Here is a 24,098-nt window from a genome sequence, read left to right as displayed (position 1 = left end):
TCTGTTGCTCGTCCCCCGGCTGCCTGACCAGGAGCCGGGGGAGATGGGCTAAATCCGAAAATTGACGAGATGGGCTTATAACACGATGCGCTCGCCGTAGTCCGGTGTCGCGGCGTCGATACCCGCCTCGGCCAGGGCAATCTGCAAGGCTTCCCGCGCTTCCGGCTCGCCGTGTACCAGGTAGAACGTCGGCCGCCCGCGAAAGGCGCCGGCCCAGCTTAAGAGTTGCGCTTGCCCGGCGTGGGCGGAGAAGCCGCCGATGGTGTGGATTTTGGCTTTAACCGGCAGCTCTTCGCCAAGCACTTTGACGGATCGGGCACCGTCGACCAGTTGTCGGCCGAGCGTGCCGGCGGCCTGAAAGCCGACGATAACCACATGGGTGGCGGATTTGGCGAGGTTGTAGCGTAGGTGGTGCAGAATGCGCCCGCCGTTGCACATCCCGGAGCCGGCGATGATGATGGCGCCGCTGCGGATGCGATTGATCGCCATGGATTCTTCGACCGTGCGCGTTGCGCGCAGCCCAGGCAAATAGCGGCTGGGGTCGCCTTGGGCGAGCTTGTTGAGCGCGGTGATGTCTTCCTTGTTCAGCGAGCGGTGCTTGCGTACGTACAGTTCGGTGACGCGAATGGCCATCGGGCTGTCGAGGAAGATGAGTTGTTGCGGCAACCGGCCGGCGTGATAGAGCTGGCTGAGGTGGTAGAGCACCTCCTGGGTGCGGCCGACGGCGAAGGCGGGGATCAACACATTCCCGCCGGCGTCGTAAGCGTCTTGCAGTACTTGCGCGAATTCTTCTACCGTCTCGTCCATGGGGCGGTGATTGCGATTGCCGTAGGTGCTCTCCATCAAGACAGCGTCGGCGCCGGGGAGCTTTTCGGGGTCGTTCATCAGTGCCGAGTCGTCGTTACCCAAATCGCCGGAGAAGACCAGGTGGCGCCGTCGCCCGCCGCTGTTGACCACGATCTCGACGATTGCCGAGCCCAAGATGTGGCCGGCGTCGCGAAACACCAGCGTTGCCCCGCCGGGTAAGTCGACCGGCTCGCCGTACGGGTGCGGGCGGCACTGGGCGAGGGTGTGCTCGACATCTTCCGCCAGATAGGGCGGCTCTAGCAGAGGCTTGCCGGATTTGCCGCGCCATTTGTTCTTCCACTCGATGTCTTTGGCCATGACGAAGGCAGCGTCGGCGAGCATGATTTCGAGCAGATCGAGGGTGTCGCCGGCGCAGTGGATGGGGCCGCCAAAGCCATCGTGAACCAATTTGGGAAGAAGCCCGGCGTGGTCGAGATGACCGTGCGATATGACCACGGCGGAGATCTTCTCCGCCAGCGCGGTCAGCGATTCCGTATTGATGCGCTCGGCGTCGGGGCCGCCTTGACGAAGCCCGCACTCAAGTAATATGGCGTGCGCGCCCTGGTCGCTTTCGTATTCCAGCAAGTAGCGGGAGCCGGTGACTTCGCCGACGCCGCCGAGAAACTGCAAAGTAGCCATTCGGTAATTATGCCTTTTAGTTCGTGCGCCGGCCGGGCCTATTGGCCCGGCCAAGTCCAGTTTGCAACGTCCGGGCGGTCGACGCCGTGCGTGTGCGCGTAGTTGCGGCAAGCGATTTGCTCGTTGCGCAAGGCCTCTCTGACGCTGGCTCCGGCGACGCGTAGGTGCGGTATGCGGTCGATGGCGTCCATGGCCAGCGTGAAACGGTCGATCTCGTTTTCGATGGCTAGCTCCAACGGCGTGTTGATGTTGCCGCGCTCCTTATAACCGCGTACGTGGAGGTTGCTGTGGTTGGTGCGGCGGTAAGCCAGCCGGTGGATGAGCCAGGGATAGCCGTGGAAGTTGAACAGGATGGGGCGGTCCACGGTAAACAGGCTGTCGAACTCGCGGTCGGAGAGGCCGTGCGGGTGTTCGTGCGCCGATTGCAGGCGGAATAGGTCCACCACATTGATAAAGCGAATCTTCAGCGCCGGGAAGTGCTCGCGCAATAGGGCGGTGGCGGCAAGCGCTTCCTTGGTGGGGATGTCGCCGCAGCCGACCATCACGAGGTCCGGCTCCTGGCCTTGATCGTTACTGGCCCAGTCCCAGATGCCGAGCCCCTTGGTGCAGTGGGCGATGGCGGCATCCATGTCCAAATACTGTAGGTGGGCTTGCTTGTCGCAGACGATGACGTTGACGTCGTTACGGCTTTTCAGGCAATGGTTGGCCGTGGAGAGCAGCGTGTTGACGTCCGGCGGCAGATAAATGCGGGTGACCTCGGGGTTTTTGTTGACCACGACGTCGAGAAAGCCCGGGTCTTGATGGGTGAACCCGTTATGGTCTGGCGCCAGACCGTGGAGGTGATCAACAAGTTGATCGATGCGATGGGTGCTCGCCAGGGGATCTCTTCGCACATGGCCAACCACTTGGCGTGTTGGTTGTACATGGAGTCGATGACGTGCACGAACGCTTCGTAGGTGGCGAAAAAGCCGTGCCGACCGGTTAGCACATAGCCTTCGTACCAGCCTTCCAAGGTGTGCTCGGACAGCATTTCCATGACCCGCCCGTCGGGGGAGAGCTCGCCGCCGTCGGCATCCTCCGGCAAATAGTCGGCTAACCAGAGTTTTTTGCTGACTTCGTAGATGTTGTCCAGCTTGTTGGAGGTGTTTTCGTCCGGGCCGAAGACGCGGAAGTTGTTCATGTTGAGGCGCATGACATCGCGCAACATCGAGCCGAGCGGTTTGGTGTTGGGCGCGGTGTGGCGGCCGGGTTCTGCCACGTCGGCCGCATAGCGGCGAAAGTCCGGCAGGCGCAAGTCGCGGCGTAATAAACCGCCGTTGGCGTGGGGGCTGGTGCCCATGCGCAAAGCCCCTCGGGTTGAGTTCGCGCAATTCGGCAACGAGGCGGCCGTCGGTGTCGAACAGCTCCTCCGGCCGGTAGCTGCGCAGCCAGGCTTCGAGCTGCTGTAGGTGGCTCGGGTTCTCCCGTACCGTGCTCAGCGGGACTTGGTGCGCGCGCCAATAGCCTTCCACTTTGCGGCCGTCTACCTCCGCCGGCCCGGTCCAGCCCTTTGGCGTGCGTAACACAATCATGGGCCAATGGGCACGCCGCGCCGGGGCGTCGCCTTCCCGGGCATCGCGCTGTATGCGGCGGATCTCCGCCCAGCAGGCATCGAGCGTGGCAGCCATGGTCTGGTGCATGGTTTGCGGGTCGTCGCCTTCCACGAAGTGCGGGACCCAGCCGTAGCCGCGCAGTAGCGATTCCAGCTCTTCCCGCGGGATGCGGGCCAGTAGGGTCGGGTTATTAATCTTATAGCCGTTGAGGTGAAGCATCGGTAGCACGGCGCCGTCGCGTGCCGGGTTGAGGAACTTTGCCGAATGCCAGGCGGTTGCTAAGGGGCCGGTCTCCGCTTCGCCGTCGCCGATGGCGACGGCGACTAGCAAGTCCGGGTTGTCGAAGGCCGCGCCGAAGGCGTGCGAGAGCGAGTAGCCGAGTTCGCCGCCCTCGTGAATCGAGCCGGGAAGCTCCGGCGTGCAATGGCTGCCGATGCCGCCGGGGAAGGAGAATTGCTTGAACAGCCGCTGGAGGCCTTCCTCGTCTTGGCTGATATTGGGGTAGATTTCTGAGTACGTGCCTTCCAGATACACCGGCGCGATAACGCCGGGTGCACCATGGCCGGGGCCGGCGAGGAAGATCGCTTCTTGCCCGTGCTCGCGGATGAGGCGATTAAGATGCACATACATGAAGCTCAACCCAGGGCTTGCCCCCCAGTGGCCCAGCAGCCGTTGTTTGATGTGTTCCGGCGCGAGCGGTTGGCGCAGTAACGGGTTGTCTTGGAGATAAATCATGCCCGCCGCGAGGTAGTTGCAGGCACGCCAGTACGCATCGATGCGAGTAAGCATTGCGGGGGTAAGGGATCGGACGGTGTCGGCGCGGTCGGTCATGCTTACGAAATCTCTTGGTTTCATTAAGGAAATACTGAACGATTTCCTCGCGCCTTTGCGCGTTTTACGGCTTGCCGCAAGCTTTCGGTTCAGTGTTGGAAATCAGTATAACAACAAGTGGGAATTCTTTTGATTGCTGTTGCTGACGCGATCGACTTTGGCGCGATGGGGCAGGGGTGGGGGCGCAGGAGCGACGAAGGCGCCCCTGCGAGAGAAGGGGGGTTACCATTTACTGAGAATGCGCTCGGCGACATTGGGGGTTACGCGGTTAATCACACGTAATAGCTGTGCTTTGCCAATATAAGTTTCTTCCCGCTCATGCTCGATGGCGTTGACCACGGCATTGGCGACATGTTCGGGCGATATTTTGCCGGTGGTGCTGCCGCGTCCTTGTGCCATCCGGGTATCGACGAGGGGTGGAAGGGCCTCCAACAGGTGTACGTTCGGCGCCGCCTCTTTGAGCTGATAACGCAAGGACTTGCTAAACGAGTGCAAGGCGGCTTTCGTCGCGCAGTAGACAGGAGAGGATTTCTTCGGCGACAGGGCTAAGCCGGTCGTGATGTTAACGATCATCGCCAGGTCTTGCTTTCGTAAGGTGTTCAGTAGGCTTGCAGCCAGCAGGATCGGCGCGGCGACATTGACCTGCAATTCCTCTAGGACGAGCGGTTGCAGTTTGTCGTACGAGGCGGTCGTGAAGTCCATCGTAACCTGAATGCCGGCGTTGTTTATCAGGATGCTGAGATCCGGATGCATTCTTTCGACGTACTCGGCAACCTGTTGCGGCGTTGCCGGGTCGGTCAGCTCCATGGTCAACGTGTCGACCCGGTCGCCGTGTCGGTCCTTGAGTTGCTGGAGGACTGCCTCGTTGCGACCGCAGGCAACGATCGAGCAGCCGTTGGCCAGCAGCTTTTCCGTAATCGCATAGCCGATGCCTGAGGTCGCTCCGGTTACTAAGGCCTTACGCCTTTGCAGCTTCATGAGTTGGCTCCTTGTGTTTGTCACGAGTACGAATGAGGTCGGCGACCGCTGTACCTGAGCGTGCGACGGCACCGGTTGGGTCGAGGTGTGAGCGCGGGCAGCGGTTGCTTGGTTTAAGTAAGCCAGTCGATGCGATAGAGGGCGTTATGCGGCGGCCGCTGTCGGAGGGTTCGCCGCTGGGCAGGCGGTTAATCGTAACGGCGTCCGGCGGCGCGTGGGTCATAACCGAAATCGCCTTTTAACATGATCGGCCGTTCGTAGCGCTAAGGCATGTAAGGTCTGGGTCGGGTTGACGGAGCTGCCGGTGACGAACAAGGCGGCTCCGCCGATGTAGACATTGTCGAGTTCGTGGACTCTGCCGAAAGGGTCGGTAACGGAGGTGCGCGGCGAGCGGCCCATGCGCATGCTGCCGCCCGGGTGGGCCTCAAAGGGTTTTTCGGTCAGTTGAACGGTATGCGCGCCGGAGGCTTTTAGAATGAGATGGAGCGCGCGTTTAGCGGCGCCTAACACTTTGAGGTCGTTGGGGTGCCAATCGTAGTGAATTTTGGCTTTGGGAATGCCGTGTTCGTCCAACGCGTTCGGGTCGACGGTGACGCGATTATCCCGCACCGGCAGCCCGTCGCAGAAGGCGATGACAAACAAAGATTGATTATAGGTGCGCAGCGTGTTTTTCAGCTCGCTGCCGAAGAGGTGCGCGTAGGTGTCGACGGCTATGACGCCGGCACCGGCGCCGTTGATCGCTTCCAGCACAAAGCCGCTGTAGTAGCGCTGGCGCGGGCGTGGCGTACCGAAATCGAGCGTTACGATGTTGCCCATGTTGTAGCCGATGCTGCCGTTCATACACTCGTCGGTGACGCCGACGGCTACGGCGCCGGGGTGCGATAGCAGATGGCGGCCCATATTGTCGAAGCGGTTGCCAAGCCCGTTCGGGTGGCGCGGCGAGGCGGAGTTGAGGAAAAGCCGGGGAATTTCGAAGGGATTGTTACAAACAAACAATAACCGGCTTTTTACGCTATAGGTGTTGCCGTTGCGTAAATCGACGAAGCTGACGCCGGTAGCGACTCGGGGCTGGATACCTTGGTTAATGCGGAAGACCATAGCGTTGTCGATGATCGTCAGCCGTCCGGTTGCGAGGGCGTCTTTGATCAACGTGTGGTCGGCTTGATATTTGGCGTCGATGCGGCATCCGGAGCGGCAGAAGCCGCAGTGCAGGCAGGCTGTTCGGTTACCTGCCGTGCGGGAGGCTACCGCGACTGGCCCTGGAGCGCTTCGAATACGTAGCTTGTCCATGCCTGTTTTGAGCCGCTCGCTGGTACGGTAGTAGGCGAAGGGAGGGAATGGGCGTGGCGGTCGGTCCGGGCGCTCCCAGGGCATGACGGTTCCGGAGACGCCAAGATCTTGTTCGGCCTTGAAGTAGAACGGTTCCAGTTCGGCGAAATCAAGCGGCCAGTCTTCTACGCTCGAACCGGCAGGTTGGCCGTAGAGCGAGCGCATCCGGAAATCGTGTTCGAAGAAGGGTAGGCTTACCGATGTCCATGCCAAAGTGCCGCCGCCGACGCCTCGGCCGAGGTTGGGCGAGCCGGTTAAGGCGTTGCCGCTTATCTCGTATTGGCTGTTATCCCAAATATGTTCCCAGACACCGAGCTCGTTTTCGACGAATTCGTTTGCGTGATCCTGGTAATGCTTTCCGAACTCCAACATCAACACCTTGAGGCCCTTCGCCGTGAGCTCTCGGGCAAAGACAGCACCGGCCGCACCGGCGCCGACGATGACGGCGTCCCAGGTCTCGGGCAGGGTTTGGCCTAGGGTTTCGCCGCTGCTCAGGTTGGTATCGAAGCTATGTAGATGTTCGTTCATCGGTCCGTTCCTTATTGTTTTTGTTGCCGCGCGTCGATGTGGCGATCGGTGGCTATATCAAGCAATCCAATGCGTTGGGGTCGGGAAAACCGCCGTAATCGATGCTTGGGCCAGGCAGGCCGAGCGGTTCGTAGCCGGTTGGCGTGGCAAAAAATGCGAGACGCTTAGGCCGCGCACCGCCCCCCAGAAAGATTCCAGTGCGGGAGTGCTGGCGACGATTTGCAGAATCGTGTTGGCTTGCGCGGCTTCTAGCTCGACGAACGCTACCTCGAATTGCCTTTGTGCCATTTGGTCGAGTGCCGCCAGGCCTTGTTTGATGCCTGCGACGACTTCGGCGCCGCGCTCGCGCAAGTTCTCGACAACGTAGTCGACCGTTCCCGCTTCGCGTGCGCCGGGTGTGTCGTCGGAGGGTAGGATCGTTTCGATGAGGTGGGTCAGGATGGCGATTTCGGCGGCGTCAAAATCAACGGCCGGTTGCTGCCGGCTGCTGCTGCCGGAGGGATATAGGCGCGTAAACGGCGGCTTCGGTTGACCGCCTAACGAGGATGCCAACACCGGCGCCGAAGACGCGAGTATGGGGAGGGCGACAAGAGTGTGTAGGAGGCTCCGGCGGCGGAGCATCCAGACGGGCGAAGCGGGTGCTTGTTTTGTCGTCATGCGGGCTGTCCTTGTCGATGGATGAAGTAGCCTTGCCGAGGCCGGGCCGTCCCTTATGCCTGCATATCGGTCGGTTCGAGTTGAGGGTCGAGATTGGCTACGGCTTGTACGAGGTCGTGCACCGTTTCGATGTGGTAGATCTCGCCGACGGGAATGAGGATGTCGAATTTTTCTTCGAGCAGCATCATTAAGTCGAACATCTTCAACGAGTCGAAATGGAGATCTTCGGCCAGCCGTTTCTCCGGCGAGATCGTCAACGTTCGGCCCAAGACGTGGGAAATGAGTTCTTCGACCTGTCGGCTCAGCAAATCCATTTGTGAGGTCTCCGTCGTTTTCGCCCTGGCGAGCGCTTCTATGTTCATTGGAGGCGATTGCGTCTTTGTGTCCTTCCGGTATCTGTGTCAGCCGTTGTCGTTGACTATCGGGGTGAGGCGTTAATAGAGGTGGCTTATGAGTAACTTGCTATGCCAATAAGCGCATTTTTTCTCTTGCCACGCACTGCGTCAGTTTGTAACGCACTTTGTGGAGATTTCATTATACTGGGTTTATTTTGTCAGTGATTATTTAGAATTAACTGAATAATTAATTTTATTATATTGGCGAGTTATTTGTTAGTAATTTATTAATTGTATTTGATGGGGTGCGAGGAGGCTTTTACAGTGTTTGCGAACTGGCTGTGCGACTAATTCGTTTTTTTATCCGGCACAAGGCCACTGGAGTTATGCCGAGGTAAGAGGCGATGTGGTAGTCGGGTATTAGCTGGGCAATTCCACCATACTCATTGCAGAAGCAGCGATAGCGCTCTTCGGCGGAGTCCAGCAAAAACGATGCTTCGCGGCGCATCTTCTTAACGCTTAGAAGGTAGGCGAAGCGTCGGCCGATCCGACTCCAGCAGGGATAGGTGTCAAACAGTGCTTCGAGCGATGCCCATGGCAGGGTAAAAAGATGGCAGGGAGACAGGGTGTCGATATAGAGGCGGCTAGGTTGGTTGAGAATGAGTGCATCGAGAACGCCGCAGATATCGCCGGCAGTGACAAAGCTCTTGTTAAATTCGCGTCCGTCCTCGCGAACGTAATACATGCGTAAAATTCCGGAGGCGACGAAGGCAATGTCCCGCGCCGGTAAACCTTCCATTGCAAAGAATGTCCCTTTCTTGAGCCGCTTTTCTTGTAAGAAAGGCTCGAAGGCATTCCATGCTTCGTCCGTTATGGGGCCTATTTCCTGTAGGCCCAAACGTATCATTGTGAGGGCGTCCATGGCCGGTAGCATGACCTAGAGTTATGGCTTTATGCAAGAAAGTTTATGCGGAATATCAGGTCAAGGATATACGATATTAATGCGTAGCTGAGTCTCGGTCGTTAGCTCGAAGGCGGCGGCTTCAAAAGTCGGGGGGCCTAGCCGCGACGGGCGGGCTCCGTTGCTGAAGCCCAGGCCTTCTCGCGGAATAAGCCCGAGCCTTTTATCTAATTTGCCGTTACCGTTCTCATCGTGATGAACGCGGACGGCGTAACGCCCGCTGGGAAGGTCGGGAAAGCGAAAGCGGAGCCCCGCCTGGGCCGGTTTGCTTTGGGCCTGTACGGCTTTTTCGTACTGCGTTGGATAGCTGCCATCATGGGCCTCGGTAAACACCATGACGATGACGTCGCCTTCGTCGTTGCGCAGTCCCGTCACCTCTATCGTCAATGCGGCAGTGAGCTGCGAAAAGAGTAATAAGGCTAGTAGGAGTGTGACGCGGCCCATCTCAAGCCTCCTTACGCTGGGTGCGAACATTGGCGCTATCGGCTTTGTTTATGAGCCGGGTTAGGGTGTGCGGGATGAAGCGGTTGAGGAAAGGGATGAACTTTGTTTTGCCGACCCAGACGGTTTCGCGGCCGGAGGCGATGCCTGCCTGCGCCTGTTTTGCCGCTTCTATGGGGCTTAATTTGTCACGCCCTCGCTCCGCGGCTAGCGGGGTATCGACCAGCGGCATAACGATCTCAACGAAACGAACGCCGGGATGCTGGAACCTGATCGAGCGAGTATAGAGCGAAAGCCCGGCTTTGGTGCCGGCGTATAGGGGCGAACGCCCTTTTGGGATATAGGCAAGGGCGGAGGTGATGTTGGCGATAAATCCTCGTTGTTTCGCCAATAGCGACCCGAAAAGATGCCCTAAGTCGATGGGCGCGGTGAGATTGATGGCAATTTCCTGCTCGATATCGAGCGTATGCCCGGTGCCTGCCTCATAGGGGTAGCTCATCTGTATGCCGGCGTTATTGATCAAGCCCTGGAGTTGATCGGTGCTCTCTCTGACATGGTGTAGTAGGGCTCTACGTTCTTCCCGATCGGCAAGATCGCAGGGGATGCCGATGACACCGGAGAATTGCCGCTCAAGCGCCGTTAATGCGTCGATGGAACGGGCGCAGGTGATAACCCGCCAACCATCGGCGAGATAAAGCTCGACCAGCGCTCTCCCGATGCCGGAGGTGCCGCCGGTAATGAGGACCGTAGAGGACGATGTGCTCATGGCGTGTTCTCCTGCTGGGCGAAGGCCGCGCGCCGTTTGCCGGCGAAACGGCGGTAGATGAGGTAGGTAGCGCCTAATGTCGGCAGCCCGACGCCGACCGCTAGCGCCGGCCACGGCCGCTCCAGCGAGCTGATACTGCCGGCCCAGGCGGCGAGGAATGAGAACGGCACGTTGCCGATCGCAAAGTACAGGTAATAGCGCTTCGCCGACATGCGGCCGGTACCGGCAAGCGCCGATAGCACTTCCGGCAGTAGGGGGGATATCCGAGACAGCATGAGCGGTGCCGGCCCGACCGAGCCGACGGTTTCGATGACGCGAGCCCGATGCCGAGCGGGAACGAACCGCGTTTCGCCGAAGCAGCGAGCGCCCCAATAGCAAATCGATCCGGCCGTAAGCACGCCAAGAGAAGCGACTAAGCCACCCCAAAAAGGCCCAAGTAAATAACCGGCCAGTACAATGGTAGTGATGGTCGGGACCGCCAAAAGACTATCGACGGCAAGTACCAGGAAGATTGCCAGCCCTAACAGAACCGGGCTTTGCATGAGGGCATCGAGCGTTGCCCGGACGTGGTCGGGGCTGAGAAAGCCGATGGAAACGTTAATTGCGGCTAAGCCCGTGAATAGTAGGGCCAGCAGAAAGGCGAAGACGAGGGTGGTCTTCATGCAGAGTCTCCAAGACATTCTTGTGTTTATGCAAGATAGAGCCTGGGCTTAGGCGGCGCATTAAACAGGGTTAATGAAAATCGGCGGAGCTGAGGTGTGGCTGCGGCTATGTGGGGTGGCGACCTTTGCTGGCCGAGAGGCAAACCGCATGTTGGAATAATGCCTAACCGCCTTTGTCTTCTTCAGGTACGGGATGTTACCTACAGGGCCGAGAACACCGTTGACAGTCAGTCTTCGTCAGGCTGGCTACCGACTAGGCGAGCGTATCCATAGGAACCCCCGCCATACGCTGCATCGCGCTTATTCGGTTTGCGACCAACAAAAAAGCATTATTGTTAAAGCGAGCGTCGGGAATCCTGTTTCCGCCGACGTTGCCTTGGCGCTGCGCCATGAATTCGAGCTACTACAAGGAATTGAAGAGCCTCATCTAATACGTGCTATCGATCTACAGGAGTTTACGGGCGGCCTTGCCTTACTGCTGCAAGACGCCGGGCCGTACAATTTACAGCAGAAGCTCGACGATACGCCGTTGTCGTTGACAGCCTTTTTCTCCCTGGCACCTCAATTGGTGGCCTCAGTCGATGCGCTGTCCCGCCACCGTCTGATACACCGCGATCTTAACCCGGCCAATTTTGTGCTCGATGCCACGTCGCGCTACCTGACGTTGATCGATTTCGAAATGGGTACCGGCCTCGAAAGTCTGAGTGCCAGAAGCGAAGACTTGCTCGATACCGTCGGAACCTTGCCGTATATCTCCCCGGAGCAAACCGGCCGCACCGGTCATCGGGTGGATTATCGAACCGATTTGTATTCCTTAGGCGCAACCCTCTACCACATGCTTACCGGGAAACCGCCTTTCGGCGAGGAGCACAGCTTAGACTTAGTGTATTCCCACCTTGCGCAACGGCCGGTGCCGCCCCATGAGCTGAACGGCGAGGTGCCTGAGCTATTGTCGGCCTTGTGTTTGAAGTTGCTTGAGAAAGACCCCGAGGCAAGATATCAAACAACGCGCGTACTGCGGGAAGATCTCGCCGAAATCGCTGCCCAGTGGCGTGACAAGAGGGAGGTTGCGGTTTTTCCGTTGGGTCGTGGCGATGTCCGCGAGACGATCTATCTCTCGGACAAGCTCTATGGCCGGAAGGCGGAGCTGAATCAGCTCAAACGTGTTTTCGCGGAGGCCTGCTCCGGGTCCACGAAGCTCGTTTTGATAAAGGGGCCGGCAGGCATCGGTAAATCTTCCCTAGTCGAACATCTACAGCCGGAGGTGTTAACGCGGCACGGCTATTTTCTGTCGAGTAAATTCGATCCGTTGCAGCGGGCACAGCCATTTGCATGTTTGATAGAGGCACTGGACGGGCTTGGCCGCCAGCTGTTGATGATGCCTGAAGCTAACCTCGATCGGTGGCGCCGACAGCTCACGGCGGCGATAGGAGCTAACGGTCGCCTGTTGACCGAGCTGATCCCCTCCTTGGAAGCGATACTCGGCCACCAACCGCCGGTGCCGGCGTTACCTCCGGCTCAGGCGCGTAATCGTTTTACGGAGGTTTTGCTCGCTTTTGTCCAAGCCTGTGCCACCGCCGATCATCCGTTGCTTCTGTTTCTCGATGACCTGCAATGGGCCGATACGGAGTCCTTGCGGTTGCTCGAACGAATTTTACTTGAGTTAGACGTAGCCGCTTTATCGGTCGTTGCGGCCTATCGAGACAGTGACGCAGGTGCGACGGATGCGTTCGCGTCAGCGCTGAAGACCCTGGAGGAGGCAGACGTTGTCGATTGTCGCATCGAGCTTGCTCGGTTAACGAAAGCCGATGTTAGCGAACTGCTGCATGAGGCTTTGGGGCGTCCATTAAGTACGGTCCGTCACTTAGGCGAAATATTACGCTTCAAAAGCGGTGGTAACCCGCTGGTGTTGCGGCAACTGCTTCAAGAGCTAACGGAAAAAGGCGTTATTTGGTTTGATCGCAAGCAAAAGCGTTGGGAGTGGGAGCTTGCTACCGTTGCGGCGCAGTCGCTTACGCAGGCAGGGGCTGAGACCTTGTTACCGGCAATCCGCCGTTTGCCGCGGGAAACTCAGCGTTTGCTGTCGTTAGCAGCATGTATTGGCGATCGTGCCGAGTTGTCGTTAATTGCTGCGTGTGTCGGCCAGCCGGCGACGGAAACGGCAAGGCAATTATGGCCGGCTCTGCGGCTTGGCCTGTTGCGCCCGCTCGGACAAGCGTACCGGGTGTCGTTACACGGGAAGGCCGGAGAGCTTGGGGACGTGAGCGCGGCCTATCGGTTTGCCCACGATCGCATTCGCGAGGCTACTTACGAGCAGCTTCCCGTACGCGAAAGGCCGTTGATGCACCTGACGATTGGCCGCTTGTTATGGCAGCAGAACGATCAAGAAGCATTGTTTAAGGCCGCCGATCATCTTAATCAGGCGCGCGCGGCGATAGCCGGGTCGGAAGAACGCTTACGGCTAGCGGAGCTTAATTTACGGGTTGGTCGCGCAGCCAAGGCGGCCACCGCATATGAGCATGCTTCGGCTTATTTCGCTGCCGGCCTGCAATGTTTACCGGCCGGCGATCGGGCCTGGATCGAGTATCGCGATGTAATGTTCGCGCTGTCCCGGGAGTGCGCCGAATGTGCCAATTTAACCGGCGATCCCATGTTAGCAGAGCGTTTCTCGGTCACCGCTCTCGCGCATACCCAAGAGCGTACTCAGCGCACGGAACTGGGCAATGTCCGCATCGTCGCGGCTACCTTGGCGGGCGAATATTCGAAAGCGCTGGAACTTGGGGCCGAGCTTCTCCTGGCTTACGGTATACGGTTATCGCGCGATGCGATCCAACAGGCAACGCGGGCCCAAATCGAAAAAGTGACGCAACTGTTGGAAAACCGTACGTCGGAAACCGTGCTTTCGGCAGAAGCTGAGGCACCGCCCGAGATCCGCGAGGCCTCGGAGGTCTTAGCCAATCTGGGGGCGCCGGCATTTATTAGCGGCGGCGAATTGACGGGCATCATCTCCGGCAAGATCGTAGAGCTGACGCTGCGGTATGGCCACTCGCAGTATAGCGGCGAAGGCTTTGTAGGGTTTGCCACCATCTACGGTTCGATAACGGGCGATTATGCCGGTGCTTACGAGCAGGGAGAGCTAGGCATTAAATTAGCCCGCCGTTACGCGAGCCCGCCTCAGCTGTGTCGCGCACTTTGTATTTTCGGTAATCACGTTAATCACTGGCGTAAGCCACTGGCGACGAACATTCCATTGTTGCAGGAGGCTGTTCGGGTTGGCGTAGAAGCCGGCGAACTCCAATTTGCCGCCTACGCAAAGATGGGGCAATTGTTGGCGCGCGTCAGTATGGGAAGCTCGCTCAAGCGTTTGCGGCGGGATGCGGAAGAATGCCGACGCCTTGCCCGCAAGGCGGGAAATAAAGCCGTCTTGACCGTGCAAGAAGGGGTGCTTCGTCATGTGCAGGTTCTGCAAGGAGCGGCCGAGCTTGGGGCTGTGTCAGCCGAGCGGCAGGCCGGCAACGAGACCGACATAAGCGGCTCCTACACGATAGATGTGCTCGCTCTTCAGTGCGCAGTGATACTTGGCGATTACCCGTCTGCTCGCGCTGCCGCCATGGCCGCCACCGAACGGCTCTCGCATATTATCGGATTAATTCCGTTAGCGGATTTTCACTTTTACGCCGGATTAGCCATTACCGGCAGTTGCCGAAAGCGCAACCAAGCAGCGGCGAGGAGCGCGATAGAGAAGGTCGATACGCATCTACAGGCACTGGCCGATTATGCGCGTGGTTGCCCAGAGAACTTTTACCACCGGCGATTGCTACTTGAAGCCGAGCTTGCTCGGCTCAAGGGACAGGCCTGGCAAGCGGTGCGAGGCTATGTCAAAGCCGCCGAGCGCGCGCGCGCGCAGGAGAGCATCGCTGATTATGCGATCGCTAACGAATTTGCCGGTCAGTTTTTCTGCGAGCATGAACAGTGGCGCTACGCCTCTGTGCACCTGCAAGCGGCCTATGAGGGGTACCGCCAATGGGGTGCGACGGCGAAATCGCAGCAACTGGAAACCGTCTATTCTCAGCTGCTAGAGCCGCTAGCCGGAGATGCGGCCTCGACCACGAGAACCGGTATTACCATCAGTCGCGATGTCGATATCGCGGGTTTGCTTAAGGCCAGCCAAGCGCTCTCCGAGCAATTGGCCTTGCCCGATCTGTTGCAAACCTTATTGCAGATTATCTTCAAAATTGCCGGTGCAGAGCGGGCCTATTTGCTGCTCGAGCATGAGGATGGCTTGCGGTTGCGTGCGTATGGGCCAGGCAGAGAAGGCGAGGTTACCTTAACGGAAGAGCCTGTTCGTTTGCGCACCGATTTGCCGCAACGGGTGTTGGAATTTGTCCGTCGCAGCAATGAGGCCGTTGTGTTGACCGATGCCCGCCGCAGCGAACTGTTTGCCGACGATCCGGTAGTACGCGAGCGGCGTATACGCTCGGTACTCTGTGTGCCGGTAAGTCGGCAAGGTAAGCTTGTTGGCGTCCTTTATCTGGAAAACAACATAACCTCCTATGCGTTTACGCAAGCTCGCCTCGAGCCTATTAAACACCTCACCGCGCAGTTGGCTATTTCTTTAGAGAATAGCGCCTTGGTGGAGGCGTTAGAGCGCAACCAAGAGCTGTATTCTACACTGGCGAAAAACTTTCCCCACGGGGGCGTGTTCTTATTCGATCGCGATTGTCGGTTCATGCTGGCCGAAGGGCGTGCCTTAATTTATGCCGGTTTGGACAGCGGTGGTATGAAGGGCCGGCTGCCGGAAGAGCTGTTTGCACCGGATGTAAGCAAACGACTCACCGGTTTGTTTAAGGTTGCTTTGGAGGGAGAGGAAGCGAATAGCGAAATCGCTGTCGGAGAGCGAATCTATCAGATGCACGCATTACCTATTCGCGACGCCGAAGGGCAAGTCGCGTTAGGGATGGCTTTATCGCAGGATATTACCCAGCGTAAACAGGATGAAGAGCAGCTCCGCCTGGCGGCGAAAGTATTCGAGAGCAGCACCGAGGCGATCGCCATTACCGATGCCAAGAGGCGCACCGTATTAGTCAACAGGGCATTCCGCGAGCTTACCGGCTACACCCCGGACGAGGTAATCGGCCGCGATTCGGAGCTGCTCAAGCTGGAAGACGACAGTCTAAAGGACTGGCTGCGCAGTGAACGGCATCGGCAGGGCCTCTGGCAAGGAGAAGCCGTTGGGTGGCGTAAAAGCGGAGAGCGTTTTCCGATATGGCTTACGTTAAATGCCGTGCGCGATCGACATGAGCGATTAACGCATTACGTTGCGATTGCTTCCGACCTGTCGGAGCGCAAAGCGGCCGAGGAGCGCATCCGGTTTCTTGCCTATTACGATCCTTTGACTCGCTTGCCGAACCGCGCTCTGTTGCGGGAGCGTTTGCAGTTAGCGCTGGCGATGGCCGAGCGTAATCAGCAGCGGGTTGCCGTCTTGTTTTTGGATCTGGATCGTTTCAAATACGTTAACGATTCGCTTGGCCACGCGGCGGGAGATCGCCTGCTGCAGGCGGTGACTAAGCGCTTGCAGGGCCAAATTCGAAGCGAAGATACCATGTCGAGGCCTGGTGGCGACGAGTTCATTGTGGTTCTGCCCGAGATTCGCGAGCCCGCCGATGCCGTGCATGCTGCGGAAAAAATCCAACGGGCCTTTCGGCATCCTTTCTTGCTCGAAGGCCACGATATCCGTCTCTCGACCAGTATCGGCATTAGCTTATACCCCGAAGACGGAGATAATCCGGATGCTTTAATCAAGCACGCCGATGCCGCTATGTATCACGCCAAAAGGCGAGGGCGGAAGAGTCATCAGTTTTTTACTGAAGATCTGAATACCCAAGCGTACGAGCGATTGTTTATTGAAGGTGCGCTGCGGCACGCATTACAACGCGAGGAGCTGGCGCTTTACTATCAACCGCAAGTCGATGCTCTGACGGGTCGGATTGTGGGAGCGGAAGCCCTGATGCGATGGCATCATCCCGAGAGAGGGCTGATGCTGCCCGGTCGCTTTATCCCGCTAGCGGAAGAGACCGGCCAGATTGTCGAGCTTGGCGAGTGGGCGTTGCGAACGGCGTGTCGGCAAAACCGTGCCTGGCAGCAAGCCGGCCTCCCCCCTATTACCGTCGCCGTAAACTTAGCGGCCGAGCATTTCCGCAGGCCGGGATTCACTCAATCCGTTATCGGCATACTGCGGCAGTCGGAGCTCACCTCCCGATGGCTGGAGATCGAACTAACCGAGCGGACGGTCATGGAAGACGTCGAAGCGACGGCATCGACGCTACAAACCTTAAAAAAAGAAGGGCTGAGCTTCTCAATCGACGATTTCGGGACCGGTTATTCTTCGTTGGCTTATTTGAAGCGCTTTCCCATCGACAAGCTCAAAATCGACCAATCTTTCATTCGCGATATTGTCGACGACCCCGACGATGCGACCATTACGCGTAGCATTATCCGCCTTGGCCATAGCTTACGTTTGCAGGTAATCGCCGAGGGCGTTGAGAGTGCCGACCACGAGGCTTTTTGCAGGCGGAGCATTGCGACTCCATGCAAGGGTATTACTTCGCGCGCCCGCTACCGGCGCATGAGTTTGCGGATTTGCTTGCCCGTTCAGGCTGATCATTAGCAGGGTGCCGCAGAAGCGTTCTTTTTAGCACTCGGTTAGAGCCGTGGGACAGGAGAGCGTGGCGCCGATTTGGCGAAAACGCTCAACCGCTTCGAATTCATGCGCACGGAAATTGGGGTCCGCCGAGGTTTTGACGACTACCAGCTCGAAGTGGGGGTTGATGTATATGATCTGCCCCCATAGACCGAGCGCCGCGTAATCCTGATCGCCGTCGCGCGGTAACCACCATTTGTGCTGATAGCCCCAGTTGTTTCTAATGATCCCTCGTTGCAAGAATGGCTCTTCGGCTTCGGTTGAGCGAGCGATCCATTCTGGCGGGATAAGCTGCTCGTCGTCCCAAGCGCCTTGTTGCAGATAGAGCTGGCCGAACTTTGCCAGATCGCGCGGGCGAGCGCTCAAGCCCCAGAAGCCGACCGCGTTGCCGTAGACATCGGTAATCCACGTCGCGCCGGCGGCCATCCCCAAAGGGTTCCATAGCTTCTCGTAGAGATAGTCGGGCAGGGACGCACCGGTAGCCGCTTCGAGCACCATGGCGAGGGCCTGCGTATTGATGCTGGCATAGTCAAAGGAGGTGCCAGGCGGTTGCGCTGCCGGATAGGTTGCCGTTAGCCGTTCGATGCTTCGGAAGCGTGCATAGAGTTGGTAGTGAATGGCAATGCCGTCGCTTTCGGGGTCGGAGTAATCCTCGTCGAAGGCGATGCCGGATGTCATGCGGAGAAGATCGTTAAGGGTCACGTCGGCAAAGCCGGAATCCGCTAGATCCGGCCGATAAGCGACGACCGGATCGTCCACGCTACCTATAGCCCCTTCGGCAATCGCGATGCCGATAAGTGCCGACAACACCGCTTTAGCCGCCGAGAAGGACGTCGCCTGGCTGTCCACGCTGTAGCCTTGATAGTACGACTCGTGGACGAGTCGCCCTCCGTGTAGAACAATCAGGCTCGTTGTTTGACTGCGCGCAAGAAACTCCGGTAGCTCCTCGTCGAGCATGGCGGCGGAAAGCGACGGGCCTTCCGGCAGCGGTCGCGGTTGGGTCGAGGCCGGAATAGCCACGGTGGGAAAGATAGCGTCCATGTTGCGGAAATTTTCCGCGGCTCTATCGGGATCGAGCAGGCTGAGCTTTGGTTCGAAATAAAACAGCCAGACCGATAGGCCGAGCAATAGAACAAGCGCTACGGTGCCAAGTGCGATAGACCGTTTCATACCGTAATTCCTTGGCTCGTTACTTCCCCAAGCTAACAGATCTATGGCCGCCTACTGTGGCTGCCCAGGCTTTTCCCGCCGCTAATCGATCCCGGCTACAAATAGGGGTTTACACCAAGCCTCTGAGTGCGGATTTGATTTATGTCAAAATAACCCTTGCTGTATTGAGGGATATTGTCGTTAACGAGACCACGCTATACCGGCGGCGAACGGCACTAGTCGCCAAGGGGGATTGAATGAGAATCACGACAATATCCACGTTAGTACTGGCTGGGAGTGTGCTGTTTACGGGAGCGCTTGGTGCTAGTAGCGTTCGTAATGAGCCAATACAGCCTATCGAACCTGCCGAAGTGACCGATCCGGCCAAAGTCCAGTTAGGTAAGAAGCTGTTTTTCGAACCGCGCTTATCGCGTTCCGGGTTTATCTCATGCAACTCATGCCATAACTTAAGCCGGGGCGGGTCGGATAATCTTCGGACCTCGATTGGTCATAACTGGCAAGAAGGGCCTATTAACTCGCCCACCGTTCTTAATTCAAGCTTGAACTTAGCCCAATTCTGGGATGGCCGTGCCGAGACCTTACAGGAACAAGCCGGCGGCCCGATCGAAAACCCCATGGAAATGGCGTTCACCCACGAGTTGGCAGTAGAAGTCCTGGCGTCGATACCGGGTTATGTCGAGTTGTTCGTCGACGTCTACGGCACCGATCAGATCGACATCGACATGGTGACGGAGGCCATCGCGGCTTTCGAAGAAACCTTGGTGACCCCTAACTCTCGCTTCGACTACTGGTTGCGAGGGGATGACGATGTGCTGACGGCGGAAGAGCTGGCCGGCTACCAGCTCTTTAAGAGCAGCGGCTGCGTGGCCTGCCATAACGGCCCGAACGCCGGCGGAACTTCCTTCCAGCGAATGGGTGTGGTCGAGCCGTACCAAACCGATAATCCGGCTGAAGGGCGGGTTGCGGTTACCGGTAAGGACGCCGATCGTTTCAGCTTCAAGGTGCCTAGCCTACGCAACGTCGAGTTAACCTATCCCTACTTCCACGACGGGGCCGCCGATACGCTGGAAGAGGCCGTCGACATCATGGGCCGTTTGCAGCTCGGGCGGGTTTATACCGAGGAAGAAACGGCGCAAATCGTCGCTTTCCTAAAAACTCTGACTGGCGAGCAGCCGCGCATCCAACTGCCGATTCTGCCGCCTTCCGGGCCCACCACACCGCGGCCACAGCCGTTTGACTGAGAGCCGCACTTCACGGGCCGCCTAAGCGGCCCGTGAGTTCTTTTTAATGAGCCTTTTCGAAGCCGCTTCTCGCGTGTATATCAGGAAAATAAGCAGCATCGACCACTAGCCTGCATAGTTAAACTGTAACCGCGCCAGGTCCGCGTAAAGCCCCCCTTGCGCAACTAACTCCTCATGCTTGCCGATTGCTACGATGCGGCCAGCCTCAAGCATAACGATTCGGTCGGCCCGCAGTACGGTGGCTAAGCGATGGGCGATCACGACAGTGGTGCGGCCGGTCATGAGTCGTTCCAGGGCGTGTTGAATCAGCTGTTCGCTGTGCGAGTCGAGCGCGCTGGTCGCCTCGTCGAGAAGCAGCAGCGGAGCCTTGCTAAGGAGTGCGCGGGCGATGGCGATGCGCTGCTTCTGACCGCCGGAGAGCCGAACGCCGCGCTCGCCGAGATGGCTGTCGTAGCCGTCCGGTAAGTCGTTAATGAAATCATGGGCTTCGGCTGCTTGGGCGGCGGTTTCGACTTCTGCGTCGGTTGCCTCTAAGCGGCCATAGCGGATGTTCTCGCGTGCGCTGGCGCCGAAAATGATCGGCTCCTGCGGAACCAGCGCAATAAGCTCCCGTAATGCGTGTAGCGGCATATCGCGGAGGTCGACGCCGTCGACAGCGATGCTGCCGCGTTCCGGGTCGTAAAAGCGCAGCAAGAGTTGTAGGACGGTGCTCTTTCCTGCCCCGGAGGGGCCGACCAAAGCGATGGTTTCACCCGCGCGAATGTGCAAGGTGAAGTCCGCCAGTGCCGGAGGATAGGGGCGGGAAGGGTAGCTGAACTGTACGGCCTGAAAGTCGAGTTGCCCGTCGCCTTGGGGCAGCGTTTGCCCTTGTTGGCGGCGGAGATCGCTTTGGGTCGATAACAACTCGCCGAGCCGTTCGGCGGCGCCGGCAGCACGCTGTACGTCGCCCCATACCTCGCTGAGCGATCCGGCGGAGCCGGCGGCGATGACGGCATAAAGCACGAACTGACCCAGCTCTCCCATGCTCATGGTGCCGGCGATGACGGCCCGAGCGCCTAACCACAGCACGAGCGACACGGCGCCGAAAACCAACAGGATGATAACGGCGGTGAGTAGCGCGCGAGCACGGGTTCGTTGGACGGCTGCTTTTAAAGCGGCGAGTACGGCGCTGCGATAGCGCGCGCTTTCATAGCTTTCCCGGGCGTGCGCTTGTACGGTGCGAATGGCGTTGAGCGATTCTCCGGCAAGCGCATTGGTATCGGCGATACGATCCTGACTACGCCGCGACAAAGCCCGTACCCGACGGCCGAACACAATAATGGGCACGATCACCAGCGGGATTACCGCGCCGATGTAGGCGGCAAGCTGCGGACTGGTGACGACCAGTAACACAGCCGCCCCGAGCAGCATGAGCAGGCTGCGCAGTGCAACGGAAGCGCTGGAGGCCAGTACGGTTTGCACGAGTTCGCTATCGGTGGTCAGGCGCGACAGCAGCTCGCCGGTACGGGTGGTTTCGAAGAAACGACGTCGAGTTTGAGTAGGTGGCTGTATACGGCTTGCCGAATATCGGCGACGACCCGCTCCCCAAATAGGCTGACGCAGTAAAACCGCAACGCGGTGGCGAGTGCCAGCACCACGGCAATGCCGAACAAGCCGATAAAATAGCGGTCGATGTTGCCCGCGTGCGCGGCGGTTAAGCCCGAGTCAATCACTAGGCGAAAAGCCACCGGCAGTGCCAGCGTCGCCGCTGCAGCAGTCAATAGTGCGACAATGGCGAGCACGAGCAGTCCGCGGTGAGGCTGGATATAGCGTAATAGCGGTTGCAGGGCCTGTCGGGGTGGGGCTTGCATAGACGGATAACCCTATGGATAGTTCGGGCGGCGGTAACAGTAGCAGAAGTTGGCCTGCCCATACTATTGGGAGCAAGACGAGTTGCTGCGAGGGGGAGAATGATTGGGGGAAAAATGGAGCTCGTAATAGGCGTCGCCGAAGGTGTGAAAGTCCGGGAGGTAAGGGATGCCAACCATAGTGCGCTTCATAGTGGCGTGCCGCGCTATAAGAAAATCTGCGTTTTTTATATTACCGGGCGCTTAGTTACGATTGATGGGGATATGCCGATTATCATCAATGAAGGGGACCGTTTGGCGGTTGTTGGCGGCTACCAAAACGGGAGCTTCTTCGCCTACGGATATCGCAACCTTACGCTTGATGAGTGGGGGTATGGCCGGCATCTTCCTAACTTTTTATTTTTATTGGCGATTATTTTGGTTCTCGTAGGTGGGTTGGTGGCCTTTGGCTTTGCGTTCCCTTACTTGGGTGCCTTGCCCAAACTCATAGGGTTTGTATTGCTGCCTTTATCGGTATTGGTCGGCTATATTGGCTTCCGAGCAAGGAAAGTAGTCAGAATACTAGAAAAGATAGACCCACGCCTTAGTTAGGGAAATATTGAGTGCTTCCCTTGGCCGCTGTGGGTAGGTTAATGAATGCCCCTTAGTTAATTCTTTTGCGCCGGGCGAGTGCTTGTTTTGGTTAGGAGTGTTGTGCCATGGAGCTTTCTTTGCTTCAGTGGCTGTTAGCTGCATCTTTGGTGTTCGTCGGTGCCTTGGTGCAAAGCGCTGTCGGGTTCGGCTTGGCGATTGTGGCCGCGCCGCTGTTGTATCTGATCGACCCGCAGTTGGTGCCGGGGCCGGTATTGGCCTTGGCGGCCGTGCTATCCGTGTTGAATGTTTGGAAAACCGGGTCGGTTTGGCCTTGGGCGAGTTGGGCGTGGCGCTGCTGGGGCGTTTGCCGGGCATGGCCGTGGCGCTCTGGGTGGTGGCGCAAGCGCCGGGGAAGATTCTGCCGCTGCTCATCGGCGTGTCGGTTCTGCTGGCGATTGCGATTAGCCTGCTACCTATCCATATCACGCCTACCCGTAATCGCCTGCTGGCGGCGGGGGCCGTCTCCGGTTTTATGGGCACGAGCACATCCATTGGCGGCCCACCGATGGCCTTGATTTATCAGCATGCTACCGGCGAGCGAGTGCGAGCGAATCTGTCGGCCTATTTTCTCGTCAGCTGCATTCTCTCGCTCATCGGTTTGGCGGCTATCGGCCATTTCGGCCGGTCGGAGATGACCGCATCGCTCTGGCTGCTGGGGCCGGCGATCGCAGGTTTCGTTGCCGGTCGTTGGGCGATTCCCTTGCTCGGGCCGAATACGCTGCGGCCGATCCTGCTATTGCTGTGTACGGTGGCGGCGCTTGGTGTGCTGGGGGAAGCGCTGTTCGGCTAGTGGCCGCTCGCCTTCGCGCTTTGCCGGTTCGGAGCTGTGCTCCCACCAAGCCCGCTGAACCGACAAAGCGCGAAGGCGTACTAGTCGTGCACGTATACCGACTCGATGTCCAGGGTAGAGCGCTTGCCTAACGCGTCGTAGTTTTGCGTGAGCCAGTTATCGGCGGCGCGAAAGCCTACGTCGTGCAGGTGTTGCAGAAATGCCCATTCGGCATTGAGTTTGCTGGAAACGCTGAGCGGTTCGAGTTCCGCATCGGCGCTGATCCGGTGGATAAGCATGTCTTTGTAGCGTTTGCGATCTAAGTTCTCCTCTTGAATTAGCCGCTTCAGTAGTGCAAGGGTGCGCACTTCCTTGATCAGGCTGGCGTTGAACGAGATCTCATTGACACGGTTCTGGATTTCGTTGGCGCTACGAGGAATGTCGTGACGTTTGATAGGATTGATCTGGACGATAATGAGGTCTTGGGCATCGCATTCTTCCACCAGCGGAAACAGGGCCGGGTTCCCCATGTAGCCGCCGTCCCAATAGGCTTCGCCGTCGATTTCCACCGCTTTGAAGAGAAAAGGCAGGCAAGCCGAGGCCATGACTTTGTCCGCCGTCATCTCCTCGCGGCGAAAGATTTTTTGTTTGCCTGTTCGCACGTTGGTGGCTGCGACAAATAGCTTGATGCCTTGGCAGCGGCGGACGCAGTCGAAATCCACGTGCTCGATCAACAGGTCGCGCAGGGGGTTAAGGTTCAGTGGGTTCAGGTCGTAGGGAGAGATTACGCGGCTCATCAGGTCCATCAGGATATAGCCGGGCGAGTAATCCAGCGTCCAACGGCCCAGTAGGCGGTCTAGCGGCGTGCGTTGGATGGGGGACCACTGAGCCGCATCGCTCACCGCTTTCCAGAAGCGGCGCAGGCTGGCTTGGGCGCCTGGTTTGCCATCTCGTTGCAGACCGTCCGCCACAACTACCGCGTTCATCGCGCCGGCGCTGGTGCCGCAGATACCTTCGATGTGGATGGCATCGTCCTCTAACAGGCGGTCGATGACACCCCAGGTGTAGGCTCCGTGCGCGCCGCCCCCTTGCAAGGCCAGTTCTACCGTTTTTCGATTTGCCATCGGTGGAGCGCCCCTCTTGTTTTTGCCTATCTTCGCTGCAACAGGTTCA

At 58.3% G+C, this 24,098-nt stretch carries 16 protein-coding genes and 2 pseudogenes; 4 read left to right on the top strand and 14 right to left on the bottom strand.

The annotated features are described in order from the left end of the window. Positions 1-75: 75 nt before the first annotated feature. The 10 genes and pseudogenes from CAI21_RS10130 to CAI21_RS10085 all read right to left on the bottom strand — a co-directional run bounded on the left by CAI21_RS10130 (position 76) and on the right by CAI21_RS10085 (position 10,565). A complete protein-coding gene (locus tag CAI21_RS10130) occupies positions 76-1,485 on the bottom strand; it encodes an MBL fold metallo-hydrolase RNA specificity domain-containing protein (protein ID WP_116302174.1) in 1,410 nt (469 codons plus the stop codon). Positions 1,486-1,523: 38 nt separating this feature from the next. After that, positions 1,524-3,908, bottom strand: a pseudogene (locus CAI21_RS10125) (phosphoketolase family protein). A 222-nt stretch (positions 3,909-4,130) separates the two neighbouring features. Continuing rightward, positions 4,131-4,886: an SDR family oxidoreductase gene (locus CAI21_RS10120; RefSeq protein WP_116302173.1), complete on the bottom strand. Its 756-nt coding sequence runs from the start codon at positions 4,884-4,886 to the stop codon at positions 4,131-4,133. A gap of 219 nt (positions 4,887-5,105) precedes the next feature. Beyond that, positions 5,106-6,743, bottom strand: coding sequence for a GMC oxidoreductase (locus CAI21_RS10115; RefSeq protein WP_116302172.1), 1,638 nt, complete (start codon positions 6,741-6,743; stop codon positions 5,106-5,108). A 57-nt stretch (positions 6,744-6,800) separates the two neighbouring features. Further along, the gene (locus tag CAI21_RS10110; RefSeq protein ID WP_116302171.1) at positions 6,801-7,400 is read right to left on the bottom strand and encodes a gluconate 2-dehydrogenase subunit 3 family protein; all 600 of its coding nucleotides are present in this window, start codon (positions 7,398-7,400) and stop codon (positions 6,801-6,803) included. Between the two features lie 53 nt (positions 7,401-7,453). After that, positions 7,454-7,714: an acyl carrier protein gene (locus CAI21_RS10105; protein WP_116302170.1), complete on the bottom strand. Its 261-nt coding sequence runs from the start codon at positions 7,712-7,714 to the stop codon at positions 7,454-7,456. Between the two features lie 340 nt (positions 7,715-8,054). After that, complete coding sequence (locus tag CAI21_RS10100; RefSeq protein WP_181919364.1) at positions 8,055-8,642, bottom strand: Crp/Fnr family transcriptional regulator; 588 nt, start codon at positions 8,640-8,642, stop codon at positions 8,055-8,057. 75 nt (positions 8,643-8,717) lie between these two features. Continuing rightward, the gene (locus CAI21_RS10095; protein ID WP_181919363.1) at positions 8,718-9,140 is read right to left on the bottom strand and encodes a DUF2141 domain-containing protein; all 423 of its coding nucleotides are present in this window, start codon (positions 9,138-9,140) and stop codon (positions 8,718-8,720) included. Position 9,141: 1 nt separating this feature from the next. Next, positions 9,142-9,903, bottom strand: a complete 762-nt coding sequence (locus CAI21_RS10090; protein ID WP_116302167.1) for an SDR family NAD(P)-dependent oxidoreductase — start codon at positions 9,901-9,903, stop codon at positions 9,142-9,144. After that, on the bottom strand, positions 9,900-10,565 hold the full coding sequence (locus tag CAI21_RS10085; protein ID WP_181919362.1) for a TVP38/TMEM64 family protein: 666 nt from the start codon (positions 10,563-10,565) through the stop codon (positions 9,900-9,902). Before CAI21_RS10085 ends, CAI21_RS10090 begins: the two co-directional genes overlap by 4 nt. A gap of 220 nt (positions 10,566-10,785) precedes the next feature. Between CAI21_RS10085 and CAI21_RS10080 the strand changes: the two genes are divergently transcribed. Next, a complete protein-coding gene (locus CAI21_RS10080) occupies positions 10,786-17,232 on the top strand; it encodes an EAL domain-containing protein (protein ID WP_181919361.1) in 6,447 nt (2,148 codons plus the stop codon). Between the two features lie 24 nt (positions 17,233-17,256). Here the strand turns inward: CAI21_RS10080 and CAI21_RS10075 are convergent, their stop codons facing one another. After that, on the bottom strand, positions 17,257-18,435 hold the full coding sequence (locus CAI21_RS10075) for a serine hydrolase domain-containing protein (RefSeq protein WP_116302164.1): 1,179 nt from the start codon (positions 18,433-18,435) through the stop codon (positions 17,257-17,259). A gap of 236 nt (positions 18,436-18,671) precedes the next feature. Here CAI21_RS10075 and CAI21_RS10070 point away from each other — a divergent pair, with 236 nt between their 5' ends. After that, a complete protein-coding gene (locus tag CAI21_RS10070) occupies positions 18,672-19,676 on the top strand; it encodes a cytochrome-c peroxidase (RefSeq protein WP_116302163.1) in 1,005 nt (334 codons plus the stop codon). Positions 19,677-19,781: 105 nt separating this feature from the next. Here CAI21_RS10070 and CAI21_RS10065 read toward each other — a convergent pair whose 3' ends face one another. Both CAI21_RS10065 and CAI21_RS25945 read right to left on the bottom strand, forming a co-directional pair. Further along, positions 19,782-20,699 (bottom strand): ATP-binding cassette domain-containing protein, encoded by a 918-nt coding sequence (locus CAI21_RS10065; RefSeq protein ID WP_404840869.1) that lies wholly within the window; start codon positions 20,697-20,699, stop codon positions 19,782-19,784. A gap of 21 nt (positions 20,700-20,720) precedes the next feature. Further along, positions 20,721-21,526 (bottom strand): annotated as a pseudogene (locus tag CAI21_RS25945) (ABC transporter transmembrane domain-containing protein); the annotation flags it as partial. Positions 21,527-21,625: 99 nt separating this feature from the next. Between CAI21_RS25945 and CAI21_RS10060 the strand changes: the two are divergent. Next, positions 21,626-22,114 carry a hypothetical protein gene (locus CAI21_RS10060; protein WP_147305086.1) on the top strand — a complete coding sequence of 163 codons (489 nt, stop codon included), beginning with the start codon at positions 21,626-21,628 and terminating at the stop codon, positions 22,112-22,114. Between the two features lie 289 nt (positions 22,115-22,403). Next, positions 22,404-22,946, top strand: a complete 543-nt coding sequence (locus CAI21_RS10055) for a sulfite exporter TauE/SafE family protein (protein WP_258868064.1) — start codon at positions 22,404-22,406, stop codon at positions 22,944-22,946. An 80-nt stretch (positions 22,947-23,026) separates the two neighbouring features. On the opposite strand, the gene CAI21_RS10050 is transcribed toward CAI21_RS10055, so the two are convergent. After that, entirely contained in the window at positions 23,027-24,049 is a 1,023-nt protein-coding gene (locus tag CAI21_RS10050) for a patatin-like phospholipase family protein (protein WP_116302161.1), read from the bottom strand. Positions 24,050-24,098 lie beyond the last annotated feature (49 nt).

This window comes from Alkalilimnicola ehrlichii, from assembly GCF_003399765.1.
Classification (GTDB): Bacteria; Pseudomonadota; Gammaproteobacteria; order Nitrococcales; family AK92; genus AK92.
This window is presented reverse-complemented; position numbering and strand designations above follow the sequence as displayed.